Annotated in this window: 20 protein-coding genes and 1 tRNA gene; 14 read left to right on the top strand and 7 right to left on the bottom strand. The window is 44.5% G+C overall.

What is annotated here, in order from left to right:
* Positions 1–71: 71 nt before the first annotated feature.
* The 8 genes from TES1_RS08305 to TES1_RS08270 all read left to right on the top strand — a co-directional run bounded on the left by TES1_RS08305 (position 72) and on the right by TES1_RS08270 (position 7,746).
* On the top strand, positions 72–1,019 hold the full coding sequence (locus TES1_RS08305) for a MarR family winged helix-turn-helix transcriptional regulator (RefSeq protein ID WP_042681851.1): 948 nt from the start codon (positions 72–74) through the stop codon (positions 1,017–1,019).
* Complete coding sequence (locus TES1_RS08300; protein ID WP_042681849.1) at positions 994–1,203, top strand: hypothetical protein; 210 nt, start codon at positions 994–996, stop codon at positions 1,201–1,203. Before TES1_RS08305 ends, TES1_RS08300 begins: the two co-directional genes overlap by 26 nt.
* The gene (locus tag TES1_RS08295) at positions 1,187–4,510 is read left to right on the top strand and encodes a type I restriction endonuclease subunit R (RefSeq protein ID WP_051408202.1); all 3,324 of its coding nucleotides are present in this window, start codon (positions 1,187–1,189) and stop codon (positions 4,508–4,510) included. The genes TES1_RS08300 and TES1_RS08295 overlap by 17 nt, the downstream gene beginning before the upstream one ends.
* A complete protein-coding gene (locus tag TES1_RS08290) occupies positions 4,491–4,808 on the top strand; it encodes a M48 metallopeptidase family protein (RefSeq protein WP_042681848.1) in 318 nt (105 codons plus the stop codon). The genes TES1_RS08295 and TES1_RS08290 overlap by 20 nt, the downstream gene beginning before the upstream one ends.
* 9 nt (positions 4,809–4,817) lie before the next feature.
* Positions 4,818–5,354 carry a hypothetical protein gene (locus TES1_RS08285; protein WP_042681846.1) on the top strand — a complete coding sequence of 179 codons (537 nt, stop codon included), beginning with the start codon at positions 4,818–4,820 and terminating at the stop codon, positions 5,352–5,354.
* Complete coding sequence (locus TES1_RS08280; protein WP_042681844.1) at positions 5,314–6,378, top strand: transglutaminase domain-containing protein; 1,065 nt, start codon at positions 5,314–5,316, stop codon at positions 6,376–6,378. The genes TES1_RS08285 and TES1_RS08280 overlap by 41 nt, the downstream gene beginning before the upstream one ends.
* 15 nt (positions 6,379–6,393) lie before the next feature.
* Positions 6,394–6,825 carry an EVE domain-containing protein gene (locus tag TES1_RS08275; RefSeq protein ID WP_042681842.1) on the top strand — a complete coding sequence of 144 codons (432 nt, stop codon included), beginning with the start codon at positions 6,394–6,396 and terminating at the stop codon, positions 6,823–6,825.
* Between the two features lie 525 nt (positions 6,826–7,350).
* Entirely contained in the window at positions 7,351–7,746 is a 396-nt protein-coding gene (locus tag TES1_RS08270; protein ID WP_144080605.1) for a hypothetical protein, read from the top strand.
* A 295-nt stretch (positions 7,747–8,041) separates the two neighbouring features.
* On the opposite strand, the gene TES1_RS08265 is transcribed toward TES1_RS08270, so the two are convergent.
* Positions 8,042–8,118 (bottom strand) — tRNA-His (locus TES1_RS08265).
* 142 nt (positions 8,119–8,260) lie between these two features.
* Between TES1_RS08265 and taw3 the strand changes: the two genes are divergently transcribed.
* Positions 8,261–8,878 (top strand): tRNA(Phe) 7-((3-amino-3-carboxypropyl)-4-demethylwyosine(37)-N(4))-methyltransferase Taw3, encoded by a 618-nt coding sequence (gene taw3 / locus TES1_RS08260; RefSeq protein ID WP_042681839.1) that lies wholly within the window; start codon positions 8,261–8,263, stop codon positions 8,876–8,878.
* Positions 8,879–8,927: 49 nt separating this feature from the next.
* Here taw3 and gcvT read toward each other — a convergent pair whose 3' ends face one another.
* From gcvT to TES1_RS08240, 4 genes are read right to left on the bottom strand one after another with little or no spacing between them, the layout of a single operon-like run.
* A complete protein-coding gene (gcvT, locus tag TES1_RS08255; protein WP_042682821.1) occupies positions 8,928–10,124 on the bottom strand; it encodes a glycine cleavage system aminomethyltransferase GcvT in 1,197 nt (398 codons plus the stop codon).
* A gap of 41 nt (positions 10,125–10,165) precedes the next feature.
* Positions 10,166–11,389 carry an ABC transporter permease gene (locus tag TES1_RS08250; RefSeq protein WP_042681837.1) on the bottom strand — a complete coding sequence of 408 codons (1,224 nt, stop codon included), beginning with the start codon at positions 11,387–11,389 and terminating at the stop codon, positions 10,166–10,168.
* Positions 11,379–13,229: a COG1361 S-layer family protein gene (locus TES1_RS08245; protein WP_042681835.1), complete on the bottom strand. Its 1,851-nt coding sequence runs from the start codon at positions 13,227–13,229 to the stop codon at positions 11,379–11,381. Before TES1_RS08245 ends, TES1_RS08250 begins: the two co-directional genes overlap by 11 nt.
* Complete coding sequence (locus TES1_RS08240; RefSeq protein WP_042681833.1) at positions 13,226–13,921, bottom strand: ABC transporter ATP-binding protein; 696 nt, start codon at positions 13,919–13,921, stop codon at positions 13,226–13,228. The genes TES1_RS08245 and TES1_RS08240 overlap by 4 nt, the downstream gene beginning before the upstream one ends.
* Before the next feature lie 85 nt (positions 13,922–14,006).
* Between TES1_RS08240 and TES1_RS08235 the strand changes: the two genes are divergently transcribed.
* Complete coding sequence (locus tag TES1_RS08235) at positions 14,007–14,849, top strand: universal stress protein (protein ID WP_042681831.1); 843 nt, start codon at positions 14,007–14,009, stop codon at positions 14,847–14,849.
* An 82-nt stretch (positions 14,850–14,931) separates the two neighbouring features.
* On the opposite strand, the gene TES1_RS08230 is transcribed toward TES1_RS08235, so the two are convergent.
* Positions 14,932–15,456 (bottom strand): FumA C-terminus/TtdB family hydratase beta subunit, encoded by a 525-nt coding sequence (locus TES1_RS08230; protein WP_042681830.1) that lies wholly within the window; start codon positions 15,454–15,456, stop codon positions 14,932–14,934.
* 112 nt (positions 15,457–15,568) lie between these two features.
* Here TES1_RS08230 and TES1_RS08225 point away from each other — a divergent pair, with 112 nt between their 5' ends.
* From TES1_RS08225 to TES1_RS08215, 4 genes are all read left to right on the top strand, one after another.
* A complete protein-coding gene (locus tag TES1_RS08225; protein WP_042681828.1) occupies positions 15,569–17,188 on the top strand; it encodes a cysteine protease in 1,620 nt (539 codons plus the stop codon).
* 5 nt (positions 17,189–17,193) lie between these two features.
* The gene (locus TES1_RS08220; RefSeq protein WP_042681826.1) at positions 17,194–17,814 is read left to right on the top strand and encodes a hypothetical protein; all 621 of its coding nucleotides are present in this window, start codon (positions 17,194–17,196) and stop codon (positions 17,812–17,814) included.
* Complete coding sequence (locus TES1_RS11035) at positions 17,811–17,969, top strand: hypothetical protein (protein WP_173391297.1); 159 nt, start codon at positions 17,811–17,813, stop codon at positions 17,967–17,969. The genes TES1_RS08220 and TES1_RS11035 overlap by 4 nt, the downstream gene beginning before the upstream one ends.
* A 261-nt stretch (positions 17,970–18,230) precedes the next feature.
* Entirely contained in the window at positions 18,231–20,507 is a 2,277-nt protein-coding gene (locus TES1_RS08215; protein ID WP_042681824.1) for an NB-ARC domain-containing protein, read from the top strand.
* Here the strand turns inward: TES1_RS08215 and TES1_RS08210 are convergent.
* A complete protein-coding gene (locus TES1_RS08210) occupies positions 20,491–21,354 on the bottom strand; it encodes a fumarate hydratase (RefSeq protein ID WP_042681823.1) in 864 nt (287 codons plus the stop codon). The two genes, TES1_RS08215 and TES1_RS08210, sit on opposite strands and share 17 nt — an antisense overlap.
* Positions 21,355–21,360: the final 6 nt, after the last annotated feature.

The raw sequence follows: 21,360 nt of genomic DNA, 5'->3' as shown, positions 1-21,360 counted from the left end.
GTGGAATATTAATACATTGTCCTGTCTCAAAAACCCAAACATTTTTATAAAATCGTTCGGAAGTTTGAGACATGACACTCACGAAGGCCGAGCTTAGGGTCCTCCTCTCAATTGAAGAACCAATCACAATGACCGAGTTAGCCAATAAGCTCAGCCTCTCGAAGGGCACGCTCTCCGCCCTCCTGCACTCCCTTGAGGGGAAGGGTCTCGTCGAGCTTGAAGGGAAGAAGCCGATGGTTGTTAAGCCCGCTGAGAACAGGGTGAACCACCTCCTCAGAAGCATAAAGCTGGAGTACCCCCACGTCAAAATGGAGGACATTCTAACCGGAAGCCGTCTCAAAGTCCTTTCGACCCTCGAAGTTGAAAAACCTCAGCCCCTTTGGCTCATTCAGCTGAAGGCCAACGTGAGCAGGGCAACGCTTCACAGGGTTCTCAACGGGCTCATGGAACCGCTGGTTGTGGGAAGGAAAAAGGAGGGTTACTTCGTAAGCGAGCGCTTTGCCCCCTTCAAGGCCTTCGCGGATGAATACTTTTACCTCCAGAACTCGATTAAGGCGAAAGAACTCGACCCAAACGCCTCCGTCGTCTGGAGTGGTGTTGAAGAGCTGATCCTTGCCACAAGCTCCTTTAAAGGAAAAAGCGTCGGCGAGTTTCAGCTCACCGGTCTGGCTCGGTTCGCGGACTTTGGGCTACCGCTAATCTCATCGGGGGTTTATCATTATTACTGGCCCGGGCAAAAGCTCAGCCTCGAAGAGGTCATCGTTCATGCGTTGAAGCTTGGCCGGGACGCGAGGGGACTGCTTTACTCCATCGTTCTCCTCAGGGGAAAGGGCTTTGATGAGCGCAAACTCAAGAGGCTCGCGGCCAAATTCGATGTCTCCGATATCGTTGGGGAACTGCTTGAATACCTCAGCGGTGTGGATAAGCCGTATCCGTTCCCCTCTCGCGAGGAGGTCGAAGAGCTCTGCCGTCAATACTTTGGAGGTTCCCGCGATGATAACAAGGGAGAGACTGCTTGAAGAGTTTGCCCTGCTCGATGAGAAGGCCCGGCTCATGGGCTCGGAGGTGATTCGCCTTTACCCCATCGGGAGCGGAAACCTCGCTTTGAAGGGCCTGAGGAGTTCAGGTCTGGATAAGTTTATTAGTTCCCTTGAGGAGTTGTTATCTGGATCAGAGGTGAAAGGGTATGGCTCTGATACCTGAGTCCGCCGTTCATCGGGAGATAAAGGAGAATCTTCTCCGAATCGGCTGGGAGGACGGCAATGAAAAGTTTGGAATTGAGGAGCACAAGATGGTTTCAAAGTACAGCGGGCTTGAAGGCTCGCTCGGAAGCTTCCTTCTCTGGAACGTCCTTGAAGAGAAGATACGCGAGCTCAACAGGGGCTTCTTTGCCAACCTGACTGAGGAGGAAGAGGAGAAGGTCTGGGAGGAGATAAGGGGCAACCTCGAAAAGGCCGACGAGGTTGAGATGCTGGAATACATCAAGTACGGTCTTCCGCTCACGTCCCTGGGCAGGCACGACAGGGTTATTCTCATTGATTACGACAATCCAGCCAACAACGTCTTTTTCTTCCTTCATGAAGCCAAGTATCCGGGCTTTCCCGAGAACATCAAGCCCGACTTTACTCTCTTCATAAACGGCATTCCAGTCGTCATCATCGAGGCGAAGGCCAAGGGCATCATCGAGCTTGAGGACATCGACTGGAGAAGGTGGTCGAAGGTTCATGGCACGGAAGAGGAGGCCTTAACCCAGATAAGGAGGTATGAGAGATATTCCAAGCCACTCTTCCGATTCGTCCAGCTTGGAGTGGCATACGGTGATAAGCAGCTTTACACCCCCACGATGCCGAGGGAATCCGGGGGTGCCCCGGCCTTCGAGTGGAGGTATCCGAACGAGGAAAGGCCCGATGTCTTCGACCTCCTCTCCCCCGAAAGGCTCCTCGACGTGTTAAGGTATTACACCTTCTTCTTCAGGAAGAACGAGAGGGGCGCGAAAAGGATTAAGGTCATCGCGAGGTGGAACCAGTACAGGGCAACGAAGAGGATTATCGAGAGAATCGAGGAATACCTCTCCCAAAGCGACGGGAAGAGGAACGGCCTTGTCTGGCAGTGGCAGGGGAGCGGGAAGACGTTCATAATGTTCTTCGTGGCGAACTGGTTTCTCAACAGGTACAAAGGGCGGAACCCCGTTGTGTTCTTCGTCGTGGACAGGACCGACCTCAAGGAGCAACACTCCGGTGTTTTCGAGGCGGTTGAGGACAGGGAGTTCAGGGAACACTTTGATGTCATAAAGAACATCTCCGAACTGAGGAAGCGCATCGAGGAGATGATGAAGAGCGAGGAAACCGGAAGGGTTATCCCCACCGGTTTGCACATAACAACGATTCAGAAGTTCCAGTACGGCAAGTTCAAGGACCTGGTAAGGGTGAGGAAAGTCAAAGGTGAGGAGAAGTTCGAGGCCGAGAAGGCCGTTAAAAAGCCTGAGGTCCTCTTCCTCATCGACGAGGCCCACAGAACCCAGTATGGCCGGCTTGCCGCGGTTATGAGGGCTCTCTTCCCGAGGGCGATGTTCTTCGGATTCACGGGGACGCCGATATTCAAGAGGAGCAGAAACACCTTCCAGGAGTTCGCTTACCCCAAAGACGGCGAGTACTTCCTCGACGTTTACTTCATAAGCGACTCCATCAGGGACGGCTTCACCCTCGACATAACCCATGAGGTCATCGAGGAGGAAGGCGTCTCAATTGCCCTCGACGAGAACAAGCTCAAGGCGTTCATCAATGCTTACCAGCTCAACGACCCCGAGGAGGTCGAGGCCTTCCTCATGGGCCGAAAGAAGGGCCTGAAGATGAGCTCAAGGGAACTCGCCGAAGAGCTCAGAAAGTCGAGGGTCTTCCTTGAGAGCCCCAGGGAAATCGAGCGCTTTGCCGAATACATCGCCAAGAGGATTTATGACGACACAATGGGTTTCAGCTTCAAGGCGATGGTTGTTGCTGTGAACAGGGAGGCCTGCGTGCACTTCAAGAAAGCCCTCGACAGGGCGTTTAGGGAATACTTCTGCTCCAGGGTTAGGGAGCTCGAAAAGGAGGGGAAAGTTGAGGTTGCCGAGCACTTCAGAGAGCTCTGCGAGAACGCTGAAAGGCTTTCCGAGGTCGTCATGACCTACCAGCACAACGAGACGAGCGAAGTAATCGAGGAGTTCAAGAGGTGGCTCAAGACGAGAAGAGAATTCCAAAAGAAAGATTATGACACCATTAACAGGCTCATCGTTGAGCGGTTCCAAGAGGAGGATTATCCCAAGGTTCTCATCGTTACCGACATGCTCCTAACGGGCTTCGATGCGCCGATTCTAAGAGTAATGTACCTTTACAAGCCGATATTCGAGCACAGGCTCCTTCAGGCGGTCACGAGGGTGAACCGGCCTTACCCAAACAAAGAGACTGGGGTGGTGGTGGACGGCGTTGGCCTCTTGCCCGCGGTAATCCGCGTGAAGAGCATTTACGAGATGCTGGCAAAGCAGGATCCCAAGGTGCTTGAGGACTTCCAGCGCAACTTTGCGAGGAGCATTGAAGAGAAGGTGAAGGAGTTCGAGGACAAACTCCAGAGCGTTAAGGAAGAGCTCTCAAGGATTGGTATCGAGGTCGATGTTCTCAAGGCCTTCCGGAAACAGGGCAGGTGGAAGGAGCTTGAGGGGGAGATGGACAGGGTTCGTAATATACTCGCACCGATCGCACTCGACTTCAAGGGCAACGAGCCAAGGGCCGTGAGGCTCTTCAACGACTTGCGTGAAGTTGTTTCAATGTACCGCTCCCTTGGGGCACACCCGGCGAGGCTCGCTTACATGGACGACATGGTGGCGGTTGGTGCGGTTTACTCTGCCTTCGTCCGCCTCGTTGGATTCACGGGTAAAAAGAGCAAGTTCTGGGACGATTTGCTCCGCTTCGTCCACGAGCATATGGAAGTCGGGCCGATGAGGGAGCTTGTTAAGGTGAGGCTCGGCGAGCTTTCTGGAAAAGAGGCGTCCTTCGAGATTGTTGCGCGCTTCTATAAGCTGTATTATCAGGCGGAAGACAACGCCCACGACCCCGTTTACAAGGCCATCCTTGAGAGGCTCAACCGTCTCCTTGAGGAGTGGCTCAACAGGAATATGGACCTTAAGGCCCTTGCAAAGCAGGTGAAGCTCCTTGAGGAGCAGGCCGAGGAGTATGAAAAGAAGAAGGCAGGAAGAACATGGCAGGAGTCCCTCGTTGAGTCGGTTAAGTTCTACGCCTCAAATTATCTGGGGCTTGAGAACGTTGAGCTTAAGAGGTTCCAGAGGGAGCTCAAGCGTCTCAGAAAGCTGAATCCGAGAACGGTTAGAAGACTCTCAAGTGCCCTCTTTGAGGACATTATGGAGGCCGTTACAGGGGACGACCTCGAGAAATACCGGGAACTTTCTAAGGAGATTGACAGGCTCGTGGAGGAATCCGTTGTTCCAGAGGTGCGCAGGCATGTTGGAGGAGCTGCTTGAGCGTGCCAGAGAACTTTTGGACTGCCAGAGGGACGTGAAGGTCAAGGTTAGGCCATTGAAAACCTCAATCGCCAGGGTTTCATTCAGGTATGGCACAATTACCCTCGACCCTTCGGTCCTTAAGCTGGAGGAGGAAGAGATACTTTACGTGCTCGTCCATGAACTTGCACACTTGAAGGCAGAGACGACGTATCATTCCTCCGCCTTCTGGATGGAAGTTGAAAAGGCATTTCCAAGGGAGAGGGCCAAAGAATTGGAAGACAATGTAATGATGAAACTCCACAGGAAAATGGTATGAGGTGATGGGATGGAGAAAAGGATGGTATCCCTGACGTTTTTGATTTTACTCCTCTTTGTATCCTTTGTTTTGGCGGGTGACCCGCAAACTTCTCCACAACAGACCTCTCAGACATCAAACAATGAGCTTGCAGAGTGTGAAGCGAATTTATCTCTCCTTCAGCAACAATTACAGGGACTGAATCAGACTCTTGAAAACGTCACCAGAGAAAGGGATTATTACAAAACCCTCTATGAGAATGTAACTGTAAACGTCACAAACTTGGAGCTTATCCAAATAAAGCAGAATATAACGATTCTCAACCAGCAGATACAGCAACTTAACATGTCTCTTGTGAATATTGAGAGGAAGATATATGACATCAAAGTTTGGTCTGTTGAATTAGCGTTTGGATCAATTGTTGGAGTTACGCTGTTAAACAGCCTCGTGTATTACGCCTTCGAGAAACGAAGAGACAAGCCCCCACAAGAAAAGGAGGAGAAAGAAAAGGGGGAAGAGCGTAAAAATGGATTCAAAGGAGCCAGACATCCGGAAAGTCACTCTTAAATATGCTCTGAAGAAAATCACAAGAGTGATCATGAAAACCCTTATGGCATATGTGGTCATATCTTTGGTACTTATCACCATTCCACAAGCTTACAAATTTATCAGAGGAGACAAAATAATGAGTGAAGTCCTCGATCAAATTGGTCTAAACACAACGAACCCAAACGAACTTGCTTTGAGAATATACTCGTGGGAACAGCAAAACTTTGCGAATCCTTACTTTGTACAACCTGAGAATATGTCGCTCATTGAGAAGTTATTGGCTGGATACGGTTTTTATCATAATAATCAGGGTGAACTTCACCTGTTCAGACCCTTTAACTCTTTTCCCGTTCCCCCTCAGTGGGTTCTCCATTCAAAACTCGCAAACTGTGAAGAGTACGCCAAGGTCTTTGTGTACCTAATGAACCAAGAGGGAGTTAAGGCGAGAATCGTAAGAGCCCCTGGAGAAGATCACAGCTGGGCTGAGTATTATGTCGGAAATTATAAAATAATATTCGACCCAAGCAATCCCAAGAATCCTGTCATCGTGAATCCCAAGCAGTTTGGCCAGCTTAAGAATTTCTCATATGTCGAGGCTTATGATCTCGCAAATCCCGATCACAAGGAAGATGTCTCAGACGAGTACATCGAAAGGGGAACGCTTGTTGTTAAAGTCGTTAAAGGCAACGAGCCTGTTTCAGGTGCAACCGTGGAGGTGCTGAGCACTTATCTTATGGAAAGGTTCCCCGAAAGGTATGATGCACCCCGGCGTGTTGTGGCTAATGAGACTGGAAAAGAGGGGACAACTCAGTTTAAACTTGGTCCGAAGGAATACCAGATTGTGGGCAAAAAATGTTCTTTTCCCGTATGTTGGAAGGGAGAAAGCACCGGAAAAGTCATTGCTGGCTCCACAACTTATGCGAAGCTTGAACTGGGAGTTGATTACGTAACAACTGTGATATTGTGGGCTCTGATAATTATTCCCACTGGAGTCCTTGTGGTGGTAATCCACAAAAGATATGTGTATCAAAGACAACAGTAAAAGCGGTGGTTTGAAATGAAGTACTGGCTCTGCATCACCAATCGCGACAACTGGGAGGTTGTCAAAAAGAAGAACGTCTGGGGCGTGGCTAAGAGACACAAGAACACCATCGCCAAGGTTAAACCTGGCGACAGGCTCGTCTTTTACGTCAAGCAGGAAAGGAAGAACAAAGAAGTTCTCGAACCCAAAATCGTCGGCATCTTTGAGGTCGTTAGCGAGCCTTACACCGACTCAAGCAGAATCTTCAAGAGCCCGCCTCACCTCAACGAGACTTATCCACTTAGGATTAAGATCAAGCCCCTAAAGCTCGGCGAACTTGACTTCAAGCCCCTCATTCCAAAGCTGAAGTTCATCACCAACAAGAAGCGCTGGAGCGGCCACCTGATGGGCAAGGCAATGAGAGAAATCCCGGAAGAGGATTACAAGCTGATTGAAGGCCTTCTTTGAACCCCCAGATTTCTTCACCAACTTTTTTGCGAACGGTTCGGTGTAAGGCAAACGCCTTACACCGGCATCTCTAAGAGCACATTTCTGTACACCCACATGAAAACGGGGTTTTCTGAGGGCTCGTCCACCCCATTGTCGCGCCACAAACCGCCCAAGGGGGTTGCCCGGAAATTATGGGAAAACGCTGTATCGCACCTTTCGTGAGACTTTTTGTTTTAGCATCGTTTTTCAGCTAATTCAAGCCTTCTCGTGCCTTCTTTTTTGGACGTGATTTAGTGAATGTACAAGTTTATGCGTTGCATTTTTTGCAACTCGCATTCAAATGCAAAAATTAATGAAAACAGCCCAATGAAAAGAGGCCCTCTCCGCTCTTCTTTTACACTTCACGAGTTGCAAAAAATGAAACTCGGGGGGCTTCCGAGTTATCAAATTTGATAACTCGAGCCAAAGGGGATTTCTTAATGACTTCACTCAGTGGTCAAGAGTTATGTTTAATTGCTCATCTTGAGGGGCGGGTGTTGGTGGTTGGCGATGGAAGCGGTCGGAGTGGTTGTATCCAAACTCTTCCAGGAAATTGGAAGCCTAAACCTTGAGGAGGTCCATGAGAAGGTGGCTGGGGCACTGGTTGAGCGTTTGAGCGAACTTGACGTGCCAAAAGAGTTCTGGCGGGAGGTTTACTCCCTGCTGATTGGGACTTATGCAGACCGTGAGGCTCTCCTTGATGCCAGGAACCTCTTCAATCACGTCCTCGACGACTTTGTTGAGCGGGGGTTGGTTGATTTAAAGAGTGCTCTTAAGCTTCGGATATTCGTTGAGTACTTCGAGCACGTGCTGTTCCCAAGGAGGCAGGACTGTGTGAGGGTTCCTTCCGTCACCGCCCTTGAGGCGTTCTTCATTCTCGCTTACGGCGAGGTGGATTAATGCCCTTTATTATTTTTTGGCTTTCAGTGTAAGGCATTTGCCTTACACCGGTTTCTGCGTGCGAAAGTTGTTTAAATCGGGGTTCTTCACTCTTTTTGGTGTCAGGCTATGGGACCAAACACGTGTAAATACACGTGCATTTGCACGGGTGATGTACGGAAGCGTTCAGAGACGCGTAATGTAACGCTGAGAATCCGGGCTGATTTGGTTGAGTTTGCAAGGAAAGAGGGCATTAACATGTCGCGTTTGCTGGAGTTGGCTTTGGAAGCTTTTTATTCTGGGAGAACAATAATTCTGGGGCCGGGGCCGGGATTTGAACCCGGGCTAGGGGATCCACAGTCCCCTGTGCTAACCAGGCTACACCACCCCGGCCACTTCCAGCTTAACTTTTTGGGATATCTTTATAAAGTTTTCGCCAAAATACATCAAAGAACAAATCTCAGAGCATTTAATCCAGTTTAACCCAGAATTTGTGGAGTTTTAAATCAGTCGAGCTGTTAGGGGTGAAATTGCAATGAAAGCCAAGAGAGAAGCACTCCAAAGCCTGTTCACAGCGATAAGAGAGAAAAAAGTTGATGAGGACATTGTTGACCTTCTCATGCTTATCAACTCAATCAAAGGCGTTTACACCACAAGCTCATGCTCAGGAAGAATAGGAATTATCGAAGAGCCAGATTTAGGTGCAAAGCCCCTCTCAAGATGGCTCATAAAAGAGCACAGACCAATAACATTTGAAGAGGCAAAAGAGAGTCTAAAGAAAGCTCAAAGGGGATTCATCTTCTTAAAATCCCAACCCCCAATTTTCCATATAGTTGCGGAGAGCTTTGATGTAGCTAAAAAGCTCCATGAACTTGGCTTAGCCTCCGGCTTCAAGTACACAACATTCAAAGCTGTGAAAGAGAGAATTCTCGTCGAGATAAACGGAACTGAGTATCTAACAGCGCCTTTAGGAAAAGATGGCAAAATTCTGGTTGATGATGAATACCTAAAGTTTGCCGTTGAGTTGGGCAATACAATGCTTATGAGAGCAAAATCTCGTCTTCCGAGACTTAAAGAGAACTTTAAAAAGCTGAAAGATGAACTTGGCGAGGATGAGCTGTTTTATGAGGTTAAAAGGAAGTTTTTGACTTAGTTAACAAATGTTTAGTGGCAGAAAAAGAAGGAAAAAGAAACCTCCGTCCTCACTCTTCTCTAAATGCTCCGTACTTCTTCGGGTCATAGAACGGTGGGTTAACTGTTATTGCTTTCTTCTTCTGACCTCTAATTTCGACTTCAATCTCAACTCCAGGAACAGCATACTCTGGCTTAACAAAAGCTATACCAATTCCAATGCCCAAGAGCGGAGACATTGTACCGCTTGTGACTTCTCCGATCTCTTTTCCGTCTTTGTAAACCTTATAGCCAGCCCTTGGAATGCCCTTGTCTACCATCTTGAAATGCACCATCTTGCTCGGCAACCCTCTCTCTTTCTGCTTGAGTAAGGCCTCTTTTCCTATGAACTCCTTGTCCCAGAAGATTGCAAATTCGAGGTTAGCTTGCAGAGGTGTTACCTCATCAATGTCAGTGCTCAAAAGCTGCAATTCCTTCGTCTCGTTTCCATAGAGTGTATAGCCAGCTTCCAATCTAAGTGTATCTCTTGCTCCAAGGCCAGCTGGCTTTATTCCGTACTTCTTGCCAACTTCAAGGATTTTCTCCCAGACATAGAGAGCCTTCTCTGGCTTTCCTCTCTTCTCTGGATCAGGATGGTATGGATTTGCATCCTCAAAGTAAACCTCAAATCCGTTCTCTCCAGTGTACCCGCTCCTTGAGAGAATCATCTTTATTCCATCAAGCTCAACCTCTTTAGCCTGGAACCACCAGAGCTCGTTTATGTCAATTCCAAAGAGCTCCATAGCTACATCTCCTGCTTTAGGCCCTTGGATTGAAAACATTGCCATGTCATAGGTTTTATTCTCTATCTCCAAATCCAGCTCGGTGTACTGCTCAATTGCCCCTTTTATTGAGACAAACCACGCATAGAGCTTTTCAAAGGCATCACTGTCACAGACCATCATGTATGTATCGTTACCCATATTGAAAACCAAAGTCTCATCCTTAACAGCTCCTCTCTCATTTAAAACAAGTGTGTAAGTTCCGCTTATCGCTGGAGGTCTTGAGATATCGTTTGTTGTAACATATTGCAAAAACTTTAAGGCATCTTTACCACGGAAGAATATCTCTCCCATGTGGGAGACATCAAAAATTCCAACACCATTTCTAACAGCCAAGTGCTCCTCTTTTATGCTTGAATACCAGATTGGCATTTCCCAACCAGCAAACTCCTCAACCTTCTTTGCATGCTCCTTATGCCAGTCAAAAAGGTGAACCCTCTTCATGATACCACCCAAATTGAATTGCTTCGATGAGAATATAATCCTTTTCATTCAACATACCTCAAAGCCTCAACTGGGCTCAGGTCTGATGCCTTCTTTGCTGGATACAGACTTGAGATTATTCCAATTAGGATTGTTATTACAAAAGCTATTGCAATGACATTCATGTCAATTATTGGATCAGGTAACAACTGGCCTCTCTGCCTGAAGATGAAGACCACCATTTTCGCAGCCCCAATTCCAAAGAAAAAGCCCAAAATGCCACCAATGCTTGTCAATATTATTCCCTCAATGAAAATCATTTTTAGGATAAAGCTCTTCTTTGCCCCAATTGCCCTATAAGTTCCAATCTCCCTTGTCCTCTCCATTACTGAAGTTAAAAGCGTGTTCATAACTCCAAGGGCCCCTACAAATAGAGCAATGCTACCAATTCCAATCAAAAGATTGTGCATCATTTTTTGAATCATAAGAACCATTTGAACGCTCTGCCTTGCCGTGATGACTGTAACCCCGGGGACTTCTTTTTCAATTTCTTTCTTAACTTCATCAATGAACGTAACGTCATCAACCCATACATCAACTATGCTGACTTTTCCTTCTTCATGGAACATTTCTTGAAGTGTATCTAACGGAACAACTACCATCATATCCAAGAAACCCGCTAAGAAAGACTGTCCGCTCTCCTCAAAGTTTCCAATAACCTTAAACTCGTATGCATTCCCCTGGTCATCGTAGATTATTATTCTCTGTCCGGGCATGATGTCCCAGTTAACAGGTTCTCCGTCAAAAGTTGCGAACTTCCCATGAGCTAACAGATAGCCGAGAATAGCCTTGTATCTATCGTTTTTCCTCAAAAATACACCCCTCTCTAAGTGAAGTCCACGGAGAGCGAAAAACTTCTCTGCCCGCTTTGGATCAACTCCCATGATTGTGAGCTCAAGAATCCAGTCATCATACTTAATCGTCGTAAACTTTATTAAAGCGGGGTTTACAGCTTCGACATGGTCGATTTTTTCTATTTTCTTCACTATGTCCTCGCTCATTGTACTAGTTGCTGCTCTAATTATGGAAACACTCACTCCGGGCATCACCATGAGAACATTGCTTGTGCTCTCAAGTTCCTGCTCTATTGCCATTCGAGAACCTTGAGTTATGGAAACTAAGGCAGTAACTGAGCCAACGGCTATTATAATTCCTAACATTGTGAAGAGTGTTCTAAGCTTTCTTCTTGTTAAGTTTCTAACTGCAATTTTAACTAGCTCACTCCACACCTTTTCTCCTCCACAGAAGGATTATTATGAGCAGCAATAGAATTCCTCCACCGATGTAGTACTCATAGGGCTTTTTCTCTGAATATGTTAAAGTTTCGGGGATTCTAATGACTAAATCTTTTTCGAAACTCTTTTCCTGACCTTTTTCGTCTTTATAATATACCTTGGCATGAATAACGTATTCTCCCTTCGGAATAGTCCTGTTTAGAATTTGGAAGTTTACACTGTCGTAGTCCAATCCAGCAATACTCCCCACGTATCTTTGACCAACTGGAAACAGCTCAAGCTGCTCTGAAGTGACATCAAGAGTTACCCCTCTTGCAACGTCTTTGCCTTCATTGACAACATAAACTTCAAAGTTATATCTTCCGCCACTCTCCCAGATGTTCCCTATATAAAGGTCGAGAAGAGGATAGGCACTCACCTCAACCCCAAACATAGTTTTTTCCTTATAGATAACACCATTTTCATCTTCGTAGGTGATTGTGACATAGAGGGGATAGATCCCTCTCTGAACCTGCTTTATCTTGAAGTATAGTTCCCCTTCAGCGGTCGTATTGACTTCAGAGAAGTAAAGGAGGTTTTGTCTGCTTATGGGGAATATGTCAATCTCTTGCTGCACTGTTCCTTCGCTGGAGGGGAAGTATGGATAGGTTACCTGCCTTTCTTCTTCCGGCTTTTCACTCGTAACTTTGACTTTAACATGCTTAGCAATTGAATTTCCAATATTTCTGAGCTTTATTCTAACTGTGAAGTTTGAATCGGGCTGAACAACAGACGGAATTACTTTAAACTCCTCGATAATGACTTTTGGTCTTATCTTGTCCTCAACCGGAATTCCCACCTGAACTTCCTTGCTTTTCTTTGCTCCATCTTCGTCTTGGTATTCAATCCTAATGTAAAGTGGATAAACATCTTCTTTGAGGTTCTTTGAGGAAATTAATGTGAAAACAATTGTCTTCTCATCTCCTGGAGCTAAAACTTCGAGATATTTAATTGGACTTTCTCTGTAGGCAGCGAAGGGCAAAGAAGATTCAAATTGGGGAATCGTGATTGTTGGGAGAATCGTTTGGACTTGTTCTTCTTGGATCTGCTCTTTGGAATACAAATAGATGCTTATGAATCGGGCGTTTTTGTTCCCTACATTTCTCAGCGTTATAGTCAGCTTAAAGGGTGAACCTATTTCAACCTCTCCAAAATCAACTTTCTCAATAGTTATTTCCGCTCCTCTGATAATTGCATACTGGGCATATTTTGGTGCTCTAATTTTCAGTCTCACTGTCTTGTTTGTTATGTTTTCCACATAGATGGAAAGATCATTCCAGTAGTAATAACCAGTTCCAAAATAACGGTAGTCGGCCTCTCCCTTCTTCTCATATCTCGCCAGAAATGTTTCATTTTCTATTTCAAGGATTATGAACTTTATAGGCCCGTATCTAAAGATTGACCTCTCGTAGGCATCTCCATAAAACACATCAACGGCTTTTGAGTAAATTCTGATTAATGCCCTGGGATTATCCTCAAGAGTTATAACAACGAGCTTAATCTTCACGTCTTTGTACTGATACTCTTCACCTTCTTTAAGGGAGAATGTGGTCTCCTCAAACGCAGTATTATCTCTAAGCTTAAACAAAACACTACTGGCAACTCCAGTTTTGGGGCTGGAGAGTACGTCTATAACAGTCAAGGTGTAGTTCCCGAAAGTTAAGACATCTCCGATTCCTAAATAACCAGAAAAGGTCAGTAAATATTCCTCTCCATCTTCTTCTTGACGCTGGGCATTGATTATGCTTGATACAGTTAACATGAATATTAACAGCATGATGGTGATCTTTTTCATAACTTTTCCACCCCACTAATCTTCCCATCTCTTATTTGAAGAATTCTTTCTGCTTCTTTTGCGATCTCAACATCGTGAGTCACTATTACGAAGGTTGTTCCTTTCTCTTGATTTATTTTCTTCATTAAAGCTATTATCTCTTTCGATGTCTGGGTGTCAAGATTTCCAGTTGGTTCATCTGCTAAGACTATGCTTGGATTATTAGCTAAAGCTCTTGCAATAGCAACTCTTTGTTGTTGTCCTCCGCTCATTTCATTTGGTTTGTGATGCATGAACTTTTCCAATCCAACGGATTTGAGAAGCTCTTTTGCTCTTTTGATCCTCTTCTTCTTTGGGATTCCTGCTAGAAGCATTGGTAGCTCAACGTTTTCTAATGCTGTCAAAATGGGAACCAAGTTGTAATATTGGAAAACAAAGCCAATTTTCCTCAATCTGATTTCAGAAAGCTGATTATCGTTAAGATTGCTAACATCAATTCCATCAATATACACTTTTCCGCTTGTGGGTCTGTCTAATAGGCCGAGCATATTAAGAAGTGTAGTTTTTCCGCTTCCGCTGGGTCCAATTATTGCAACAAATTCTCCTTCATAAATCTTTAGACTAACCCCTCTAAGAGCTGGAACCACTATCTTTCTCCCAATGTAATAATTCTTAACAAGATTGACGGTCTCTAAGACGACTCTTCGCTCCATTACAAAGGATAATACGTGTGAGTGTTTATATTCCCTTCGGCAACACCTAAATACTTCAACAGCATAAAATATTATGGTGAATCCGATGTTTGAGAAGATACTTTTCCCAACGGATTTTTCTGAAGTGTCCTTACATGCTTTAAGGAACTGTGTCCCAAAGTTCTTTGAGCTTGGAGCTAAAAAGCTCTACCTTGTACACATAGTTGATATTACTGCAACCGATATTGAAGCTCTTGAGCTTATGAAGATTGATGAGGAACAACTAAACAACTTGGCGGATGAGCTTAGAGGGAGAGGAATAGAAGTTGAACCAATTGTAAAGCTTGGAATTCCTTCATTGGAGATAGCGGAGATTGCCAAAGAAAAGAATGTTGATCTTATTATAAGCCCCTCAAAAGGAGAAAACATCTTGCGCCAGATGTTTTTAGGCAGTACTGCCTCAAATCTTGTAAGGGCAACTAAAAAGCCTGTTCTCTTAATTAGATACGAATGGGATGAGGAAGAGAAGAGGATAAAGTGTCTGAGTGACTGCGAGAAAATTTTTGACAAACCACTGGTGGCTTTGGATTTCTCACCATGTTCAATACGGATAATGGAGGCTGTTAAGAAGTTTGAGGAGCTTGTTAAGGAAGGAATCCTTCTTCATATTGTTGATTATGGTAAAGCTGAGGAGCTTGAAGAAAATATAGCAAAGGCTAAGCAGAACCTTGAGAAATATGCAAAAATCGTGAAGTTCCCGGTTGAAAGGGAGGTCTTTGCTGGCGTCGCATCTCAGGGAATAATTGGATTCTCAATAGCAAAAGGTGCAACGCTTATTGTAATGGGCAAGAAGGGGCGAAGCATCATTAAAGATTTGCTCCTTGGAAGCACGGCAGAAAGGGTCATAAGAGATTCAAAGCTGCCTGTGCTTTTGGTGCCGTGCGAATAGCCTCAGACTGGAACGGCTTCGTCATCAATCGGCAGCTACCCTGTTGCCATCATCGGCTATAGTGAATAGCTTTGTTTAGCTTTTAACTCTTTTTGTAGATCGAATTTCCATGTGAATCAATGGCAACTAAAAGCGGAAACTTTTCAACCTCTAAAACCCAAACTGCCTCAGGGATGCCAAGTTCATCGAGCCAGTAAACATCTAGGATTCTCTTAATACTTTTGGCTGCTAAAGATCCAGCTCCGCCTGTGAAGGCAAAGTAAACGGCTTTGTGTCTTTTGAAAGGCTCTGGGTTCATTCCTCCCTTCCCGATAACTCCCTTAACTCCCAAGGACAGAATTTCGTCGAGATAGTAGTTCATCCTTGCACTTGTTGTTGGGCCAGCTGAGACTATTTCAAATTCTCCCTCATTTTTTCGGACAACAGGTCCGCAGTGGTAAATAACAGTGCCTTCTAAGTTAAAGGGCAGTTCATCTCGTTTAGCAAGCTCGATGATCTTTCTGTGGGCTAAATCCCTTGCCGTGTATATGATTCCAGAAAGATGAACGATGTCGCCAGTTTTAAGTTTTAGGACATCTTTCTCGCTCAAAGGGACTTTTAGCTTCATGACATCACCATAATAAGGTTTAACTCCAACCTTAAAGCTTTTTTGGGTTTGACTAATTCTTTCAAACCCAGCTCGTAAGTACCAGTTTAGGCAATTTAACGTAGGTGATACCATGAATGCCAAAATTATTGGTTCGGGAGTTCTCGTTGCACTGCTTGTGTTTTCCATAGCGGGTTACGTCGGAGCATTTGGAGGCGGAGGAGAAGGAAAGCTTGAGTACAAAGTTTACTCAAAGGAGCAAATAATGTCTGGAGCATACAAAGTCTACGGCAATCCAAAACTCGGCTTTTGGGTTGCAAAGATCGTTCTTCACAATTCAGGAAACGGTGCGATAAAGAACATAAAAATAAGGTACTTTATTGACAACTATGCTTCGGAGACTGAGAAAAGTTACCCAATTCTTGTGCCCAACGGGACGATAGTTGATCTTTACTATCCGATTCTCTCAAGTGAGGTTACAAAACTGACAGCGGCGACCCCATCGAATCTCAGGATAACCATAACCTACGAAGTGAACGGAGAGATCAAAGAGGAGAGTATAACAAAGCCTTTGAACATACTGGGAGTTAACGACTTTGTGTTCTCTTCACTCAGTCCGGAGGAAAGCACCGGTAGCTTTTATGACACCTTCAGCAACGCTCCGCTTTTGACGGCATGGGTGACGCCGAGTGATCCCATCGTTAGAGAGTTCGCTGATATGGGTAATAAACTGGCTGGAGGAGCAGGTGCAAGTTTAAGTGATGAAGAAGCCATCAAAAGCCTCAGCGGCATGTGGGCTCTAGCGGTGATGAACGGCTTCTCCTACAAGACAGAGCCCACAGGATACTGGACAGGCAAAGCTTCCCAGCACGTAATGTTTCCACGTGACGTAATCAGGGATAAGAGCGGGACATGCATTGATCTAGCACTGTGGTTTGCTTCTTTGGCCATGTCCCAGGGACTTAAGGCATACATAGTCCTGATGCCAGGGCATGCCTTCCCTCTGATAGAGCTGCCCAGTGGAGCAATAATTCCTGTTGAAGCAACGGCGATAAACGCGGGCGTTTCATTCCAGCAAGCTGTTCAAGTTGGCATACAAAAGACCTGGCAGGAGGCCATGAGCGGACCCCACATAATAATCGACATAGCTAAGCTTCACAGTGAAGGCATAGTACCCCCGGAGCTTCCACAGCTGCCAGCTGATATCCTCAGCAGGTGGGGGATAACACTGCAGCCTGCTGGTGGAGGAGCTACGGGAGGGACAACTGGTGGTGTAACTGGGGGTACTGGAGGTACAGGAGGCGGAACGGGCGGAGAAACTAGTGGAGGCACACAGACCCAATGGAACACCTATCTTAGCGACTACTTCTCCTTTGACTATCCAGCCAACTGGGATGCTCCTGAAGATTATGGCGGCTACGTCTATCTGATGAGCCCTGATGGGGAGTTTGAGTTCATGGTGCTTTACTCTCATGGGGCAAGTGTTCAGGACATGGTTTATGCATTTGAGCAGAGCTTAGCTGATATAGGAGCAACGATAAAAGATAGGCAGGAAACTCAGGCAAGCATAGCTGGTCAAACAGTTTACACAGTTCTTTACACAATTGACACAGGTTATGGGGACTACTCAGCAGTTGCAAGGTACTTCACAGCGAATGGAATGGGATTTGCGGTTGTTTACGACTTCCCGGCTGGCAACAGTGAGTACAACCAGCTGGGTGAGTACATTGTGAGTACCTTTAAGCTGGGGTGATGAAAATGAGGAAGGTCCTGGTTTTATTCTTCCTCCTGCTCCTTCCTCTCGCTGTGGCTCAGGAGATTAAGATTGTTGAGTACAAAATTGATGGAACAATGAAGGTCACGGTTGATAAGGTTGGTAATGCCCACGTTACTGAGATGTGGAAGTTCACCCCAAACCTTTACCTCCAGATGAAGCAAGCTTATCCAACTACATACATGCTGAGGAGGGAGTTTGAAAACAAGAGAAGCGACACAGAGTACAAGAATATGAAGATTGAGTGGGATGATTCAAACAATCAGATTAAAGCAAGCTATGTAATGCTTGGAGCAGCTGTAAATAAAGGCTCATATTGGGAGTTCAAGCTTGGAGAAAGTGACTTGACCCTTTCAACGCAAACTGGAAACACCGTTGTTCTCACAGCAGTTCAGCCGCTCTTTGGAGGGCAGGGAAGACTGGTTGAGACAATCACAATCGTCCTGCCTGAGGATGCAAAGAACATTCGCTTTGAAAATGGGGTCATTAAGTATGAACTCCCATACAATGAGAGCAGCAAGAATCCTGTTTTCTTGGCCCTTGCTGGGCTTGCAATAGCTGGTCTTGTAATTCTCAATATTCCTCTGAAGAGGGAAAAGCAATGATCAGGGAGATAAAGAAGGAGCTTGTGGAGTACATAAGCAGAAGTACGGGGGTCGATAAGAGGACTGTTATTGAGGTACTGAGGGCTGAAGAAGCTTTTTTCATGATGCAGATTAAAAAGGCTCTTGAAAAGAAAAACGGTTCTCCTCCTCTTTAAATTTTGGCATGGTGGCATATGTAATCAACTAGATATCAAGAACTGATACATATAAGAAAGTGTAAATCTATATAAACCAACTATGGAGATGATTCAAACCTTCCAAACGTGGTTTTTATTTTTTCCTCTTCCTCAACTTTTTTAGCTTTAGCAATTCTGAATGTAATTTATGAAAGGTTTAATTCAATGTATGTTTCAAATTATCCAGCGATGAATATAAAAACATAATAATGCATAATTAAACAAGGAAAGGTGTAGGTAATGGACACTCCTCAACTAATGAAAGTTCTCTCCAGTGAAGTAAATCTCCAGATTTTGTCTATTCTTAAATCTGGATCATTCAACCCCAGAGAACTTGCCAGGATTCTTCAAAAGGATGAGACTGACATTTCAAGACGTTTAAAGATGCTAGAGAGACTGGGATTTGTTCAAGGCAAATGGACGAGAGTTAGGGGAAAGAATATCAGAGTTTACTCCTTAAAAGTTAGGGAAGTTAAAATTAGCTTTGAACCTGGAGAAGTGATAATCAAAACTTCTGAGAATAAAAGCTATGAAGTGTCCCTCCTTGAAAGCAAGATACCAAATGTGGAGAAATTCTTCGGAAGAAAGACTGAGGTAGAGACATTGTTATCCTCAGAAAAATCTGTAATAGTGATTTACGGAATAGCAGGAATTGGAAAAACGACTTTGGCAGCAAAAGTTTTTGGAGACGCTTTCTGGTACCAGATGAGCGAGATTGATAGTTTTGATTATTTTGTCTGGCAAATTGGTTTGTTTTTAAACACCCTTGATTATTCTCTGCTTTTGGAGTACTTGAGGAGTGGAGGTAAGGAGGAAAGGGATATATTTGAGCTGATGCTGGAAGGGGTGGAAAATACAAAAGCCAAAATTGTCGTTGATGATGTGTATAAGTGCTCTGATGAAAAGATACTCAAGTTACTTTCATTTTTAGCTCTGAGGATAAGAAAGGGAAGGCTTGTTTTGATATCCAGAGAAAGGTTACATCTTGGTGCTAGTGAAAATATTTTGTATTTCCACTTAAAGGGTCTCGGTCTTAAGGATGCGTATACCCTCTTAAGAGCGAAGGGCTTGAATCTTGATGTATCTGACTTCGTTGAGATTTACAATTTAAAGAAGGGCCACCCTCTGGCTCTAACTCTCTTTGGGGAAGCATATAAAGAAAATAAAAGAATAAAAGCAGACAACGTTTTTGATTTCCTCTTCAGTGAGGTATATCAGCAGTTGAACTCCGATGAAAAGCTAATGCTCCAGATAATTTCTTTGTTTGATGAACCTCTTGAATATGAGGCAATTAAGGCACTATATGGAAAGAAGAACTCATTTGTTGTCCTGTATTCTTTGTTGAACAAAGGAATAATCGAAAAGAGAGGGGAAGTTTACTTTCTCCATGATTTGCTCAAAGGTTTTGCAAGGGAACTAAGAGAAATTGATGAAAAGGAATACTATTTGGAGTATTTAGATTATCTGCTGAAAAGGAATACTGCCAAGAATTTCTTGACGGCATTTAGATATGCGGTTAAGCTTGGCGATGAAAAGAGAATTAAAGATCTGACTGAGTTGAGAGTGAGGAAATTTAAGAGAGTTGTCCAAGATTTTCCTGATGCATACATGAAGATTCTCTTTCAGATCAAAGATAATCCCTACGCTAAAAAAGAACTGGGGAATATATACTTTCAGAAGGGCTTCTTTGAAAAAGCTCTCAAGCTCTGGCTTGAAATTGAGGATGATATTGATGGGATTCACAGGGCAGATGTCATAAGCTCCCTGGCGGATGTTTACATGGAGCTTAATGACTTCAAGAAAGCGGAAAAATACTTGAAAGAGCTTGAAAGCATTGTAAAAGGTATAGATGATGCAGAGATCGAGCTCTGGTATTATGTGCAACTCACGAAGTTCTATTTCTATATGGAAAAGCTTGAAGATGCCTTCAAAAGTGCTTTTAAAGAGCTTGAGATAATAAGGAAAATGGAGCTGTATCCAGAACTTGAAGCCGTTGTATTGCTTCATATCGGAGATATTTATACAGAAATGGAAAAACTTGAAGATGGGCTAAAGTATTACTTACAGGCACTGGAAGTTGCAAGGGCATACAATCTGTTGTTTTTGGAGCATATGTCCTATATGGAACTTATAAAAGCTTATTTCCTCCTCAAAGACTACGAAAGAGCTGTTGAATATGGAAAGAAAGCTGTGGATTATTTCATCAGAGTCAGAAACTACCGTAGGGCCGCTGATACTCTTTCATATAGATGCCTTGCTTACATAGCACTAGGGAAGCTTGATGATGCTGAAAAAGATGCTGAAGAAATGATAAGAATTGCTCAAAGCACGAATTATCCTCTTGGCTGGGCTGGGTACATCTTTTTAGGTGCCGTTAAGGACCTTAACGGAGAAGGTGGAAAAGAGTATTTTGTAATTGGAAAGAAGAGATTGAAAGAGTACACCTGGCTTTATGATGCTGTTTTGGAGGAACTTGGGAAGGTATTTGATGTCTCAAAAATTACTGCCAGATCTTAGTACTCCCTTCTTTGTCTATCTCTATGAACGCTTTTCTGTGAGCCCAGCACTGAACTATCAATCCAACGGGCTGAGATGCTGGATGTCTGTGAGCGTATTCTATCTTAACGTCCAAAGCCGTTGTTCTACCTCCCATACCCATCGGCCCAATTCCAAGTGAATTAATCTCTTCCAGGATTTCTTTCTCCAATTGGGCAATTTTTTCATTCTCATGCCTTATTCCAAGAGGTCTTAAAAGTGATTTTTTAGCAAGCTTTAAAGCCAAATCTGCACTTCCCCCGATTCCAATGCCTAAAACAATTGGAGGACATGGTTTTCCTCCGCATTCTTTGACTCTTTCTATAACAAACTTTTTAACCCCTTCAAAGCCTTCACCTGGGTTCAACATTGCCAAAGCGGAGCAGTTTTCACTCCCGCCACCCTTAGGCAGAACTGCGATTCTGATCTTATCTCCATCAACAAGTTCCCAGTGGAGTATTGGAGTAAATCTACCGGTATTATCTCCGGAATTTTTGTTTGTGAGAATATCGACAGCATTAGGTCTTAAAGGAATTTTCTGTGTGGCCTGTTTTGTCGCTTCCACTAAAATTTCTCTAATTTCGCTAAGATACGGATTTTTGATCCCGGCTTCAACGAAAAAAGTTATCGTTCCAGTATCTTGGCAGATTGGAATTTTCTCGGATTTGCTGATTTCAATCGATTTAAGAATGTTCTCGAGGTTAAATTTTGCAATTTTGCTTTCTTCTCTTTCATATGCTTCTTTTATTGCGTTAACAACGTCTTTGGGAAGATTTGTCACAGCCAGCTGAATTGCTTCAACAGTTGCTTTGATAAGGTTTTCTTCCAATATCTA

Source organism: Thermococcus paralvinellae (genome assembly GCF_000517445.1).
Lineage (GTDB): Archaea > Methanobacteriota_B > Thermococci > Thermococcales > Thermococcaceae > Thermococcus_B > Thermococcus_B paralvinellae.
The sequence above is the reverse complement of the archived record's forward strand: the minus strand, read 5'-3'. Positions and strand labels throughout refer to the sequence as shown.

Excerpts from the sequence above, each read along its gene's own strand:
- TES1_RS08280 (WP_042681844.1), top strand. The coding sequence starts at position 5,314 with ATGGATTCAAAGGAGCCAGACATCCGGAAAGTCACTCTTAAATATGCT.
- TES1_RS08285 (WP_042681846.1), top strand. The coding sequence starts at position 4,818 with ATGGAGAAAAGGATGGTATCCCTGACGTTTTTGATTTTACTCCTCTTT.
- TES1_RS08230 (WP_042681830.1), bottom strand. The coding sequence starts at position 15,456 with ATGAAGCTAAAAGTCCCTTTGAGCGAGAAAGATGTCCTAAAACTTAAA.
- TES1_RS08300 (WP_042681849.1), top strand. The coding sequence starts at position 994 with ATGATAACAAGGGAGAGACTGCTTGAAGAGTTTGCCCTGCTCGATGAG.
- TES1_RS08225 (WP_042681828.1), top strand. The coding sequence starts at position 15,569 with ATGAATGCCAAAATTATTGGTTCGGGAGTTCTCGTTGCACTGCTTGTG.
- TES1_RS08295 (WP_051408202.1), top strand. The coding sequence starts at position 1,187 with ATGGCTCTGATACCTGAGTCCGCCGTTCATCGGGAGATAAAGGAGAAT.
- TES1_RS08290 (WP_042681848.1), top strand. The coding sequence starts at position 4,491 with ATGTTGGAGGAGCTGCTTGAGCGTGCCAGAGAACTTTTGGACTGCCAG.
- taw3 (WP_042681839.1), top strand. The coding sequence starts at position 8,261 with ATGAAAGCCAAGAGAGAAGCACTCCAAAGCCTGTTCACAGCGATAAGA.
- TES1_RS08215 (WP_042681824.1), top strand. The coding sequence starts at position 18,231 with ATGGACACTCCTCAACTAATGAAAGTTCTCTCCAGTGAAGTAAATCTC.
- TES1_RS08235 (WP_042681831.1), top strand. The coding sequence starts at position 14,007 with ATGTTTGAGAAGATACTTTTCCCAACGGATTTTTCTGAAGTGTCCTTA.
- TES1_RS08275 (WP_042681842.1), top strand. The coding sequence starts at position 6,394 with ATGAAGTACTGGCTCTGCATCACCAATCGCGACAACTGGGAGGTTGTC.
- TES1_RS08220 (WP_042681826.1), top strand. The coding sequence starts at position 17,194 with ATGAGGAAGGTCCTGGTTTTATTCTTCCTCCTGCTCCTTCCTCTCGCT.
- TES1_RS08245 (WP_042681835.1), bottom strand. The coding sequence starts at position 13,229 with ATGAAAAAGATCACCATCATGCTGTTAATATTCATGTTAACTGTATCA.
- TES1_RS08305 (WP_042681851.1), top strand. The coding sequence starts at position 72 with ATGACACTCACGAAGGCCGAGCTTAGGGTCCTCCTCTCAATTGAAGAA.
- TES1_RS08240 (WP_042681833.1), bottom strand. The coding sequence starts at position 13,921 with ATGGAGCGAAGAGTCGTCTTAGAGACCGTCAATCTTGTTAAGAATTAT.
- TES1_RS11035 (WP_173391297.1), top strand. The coding sequence starts at position 17,811 with ATGATCAGGGAGATAAAGAAGGAGCTTGTGGAGTACATAAGCAGAAGT.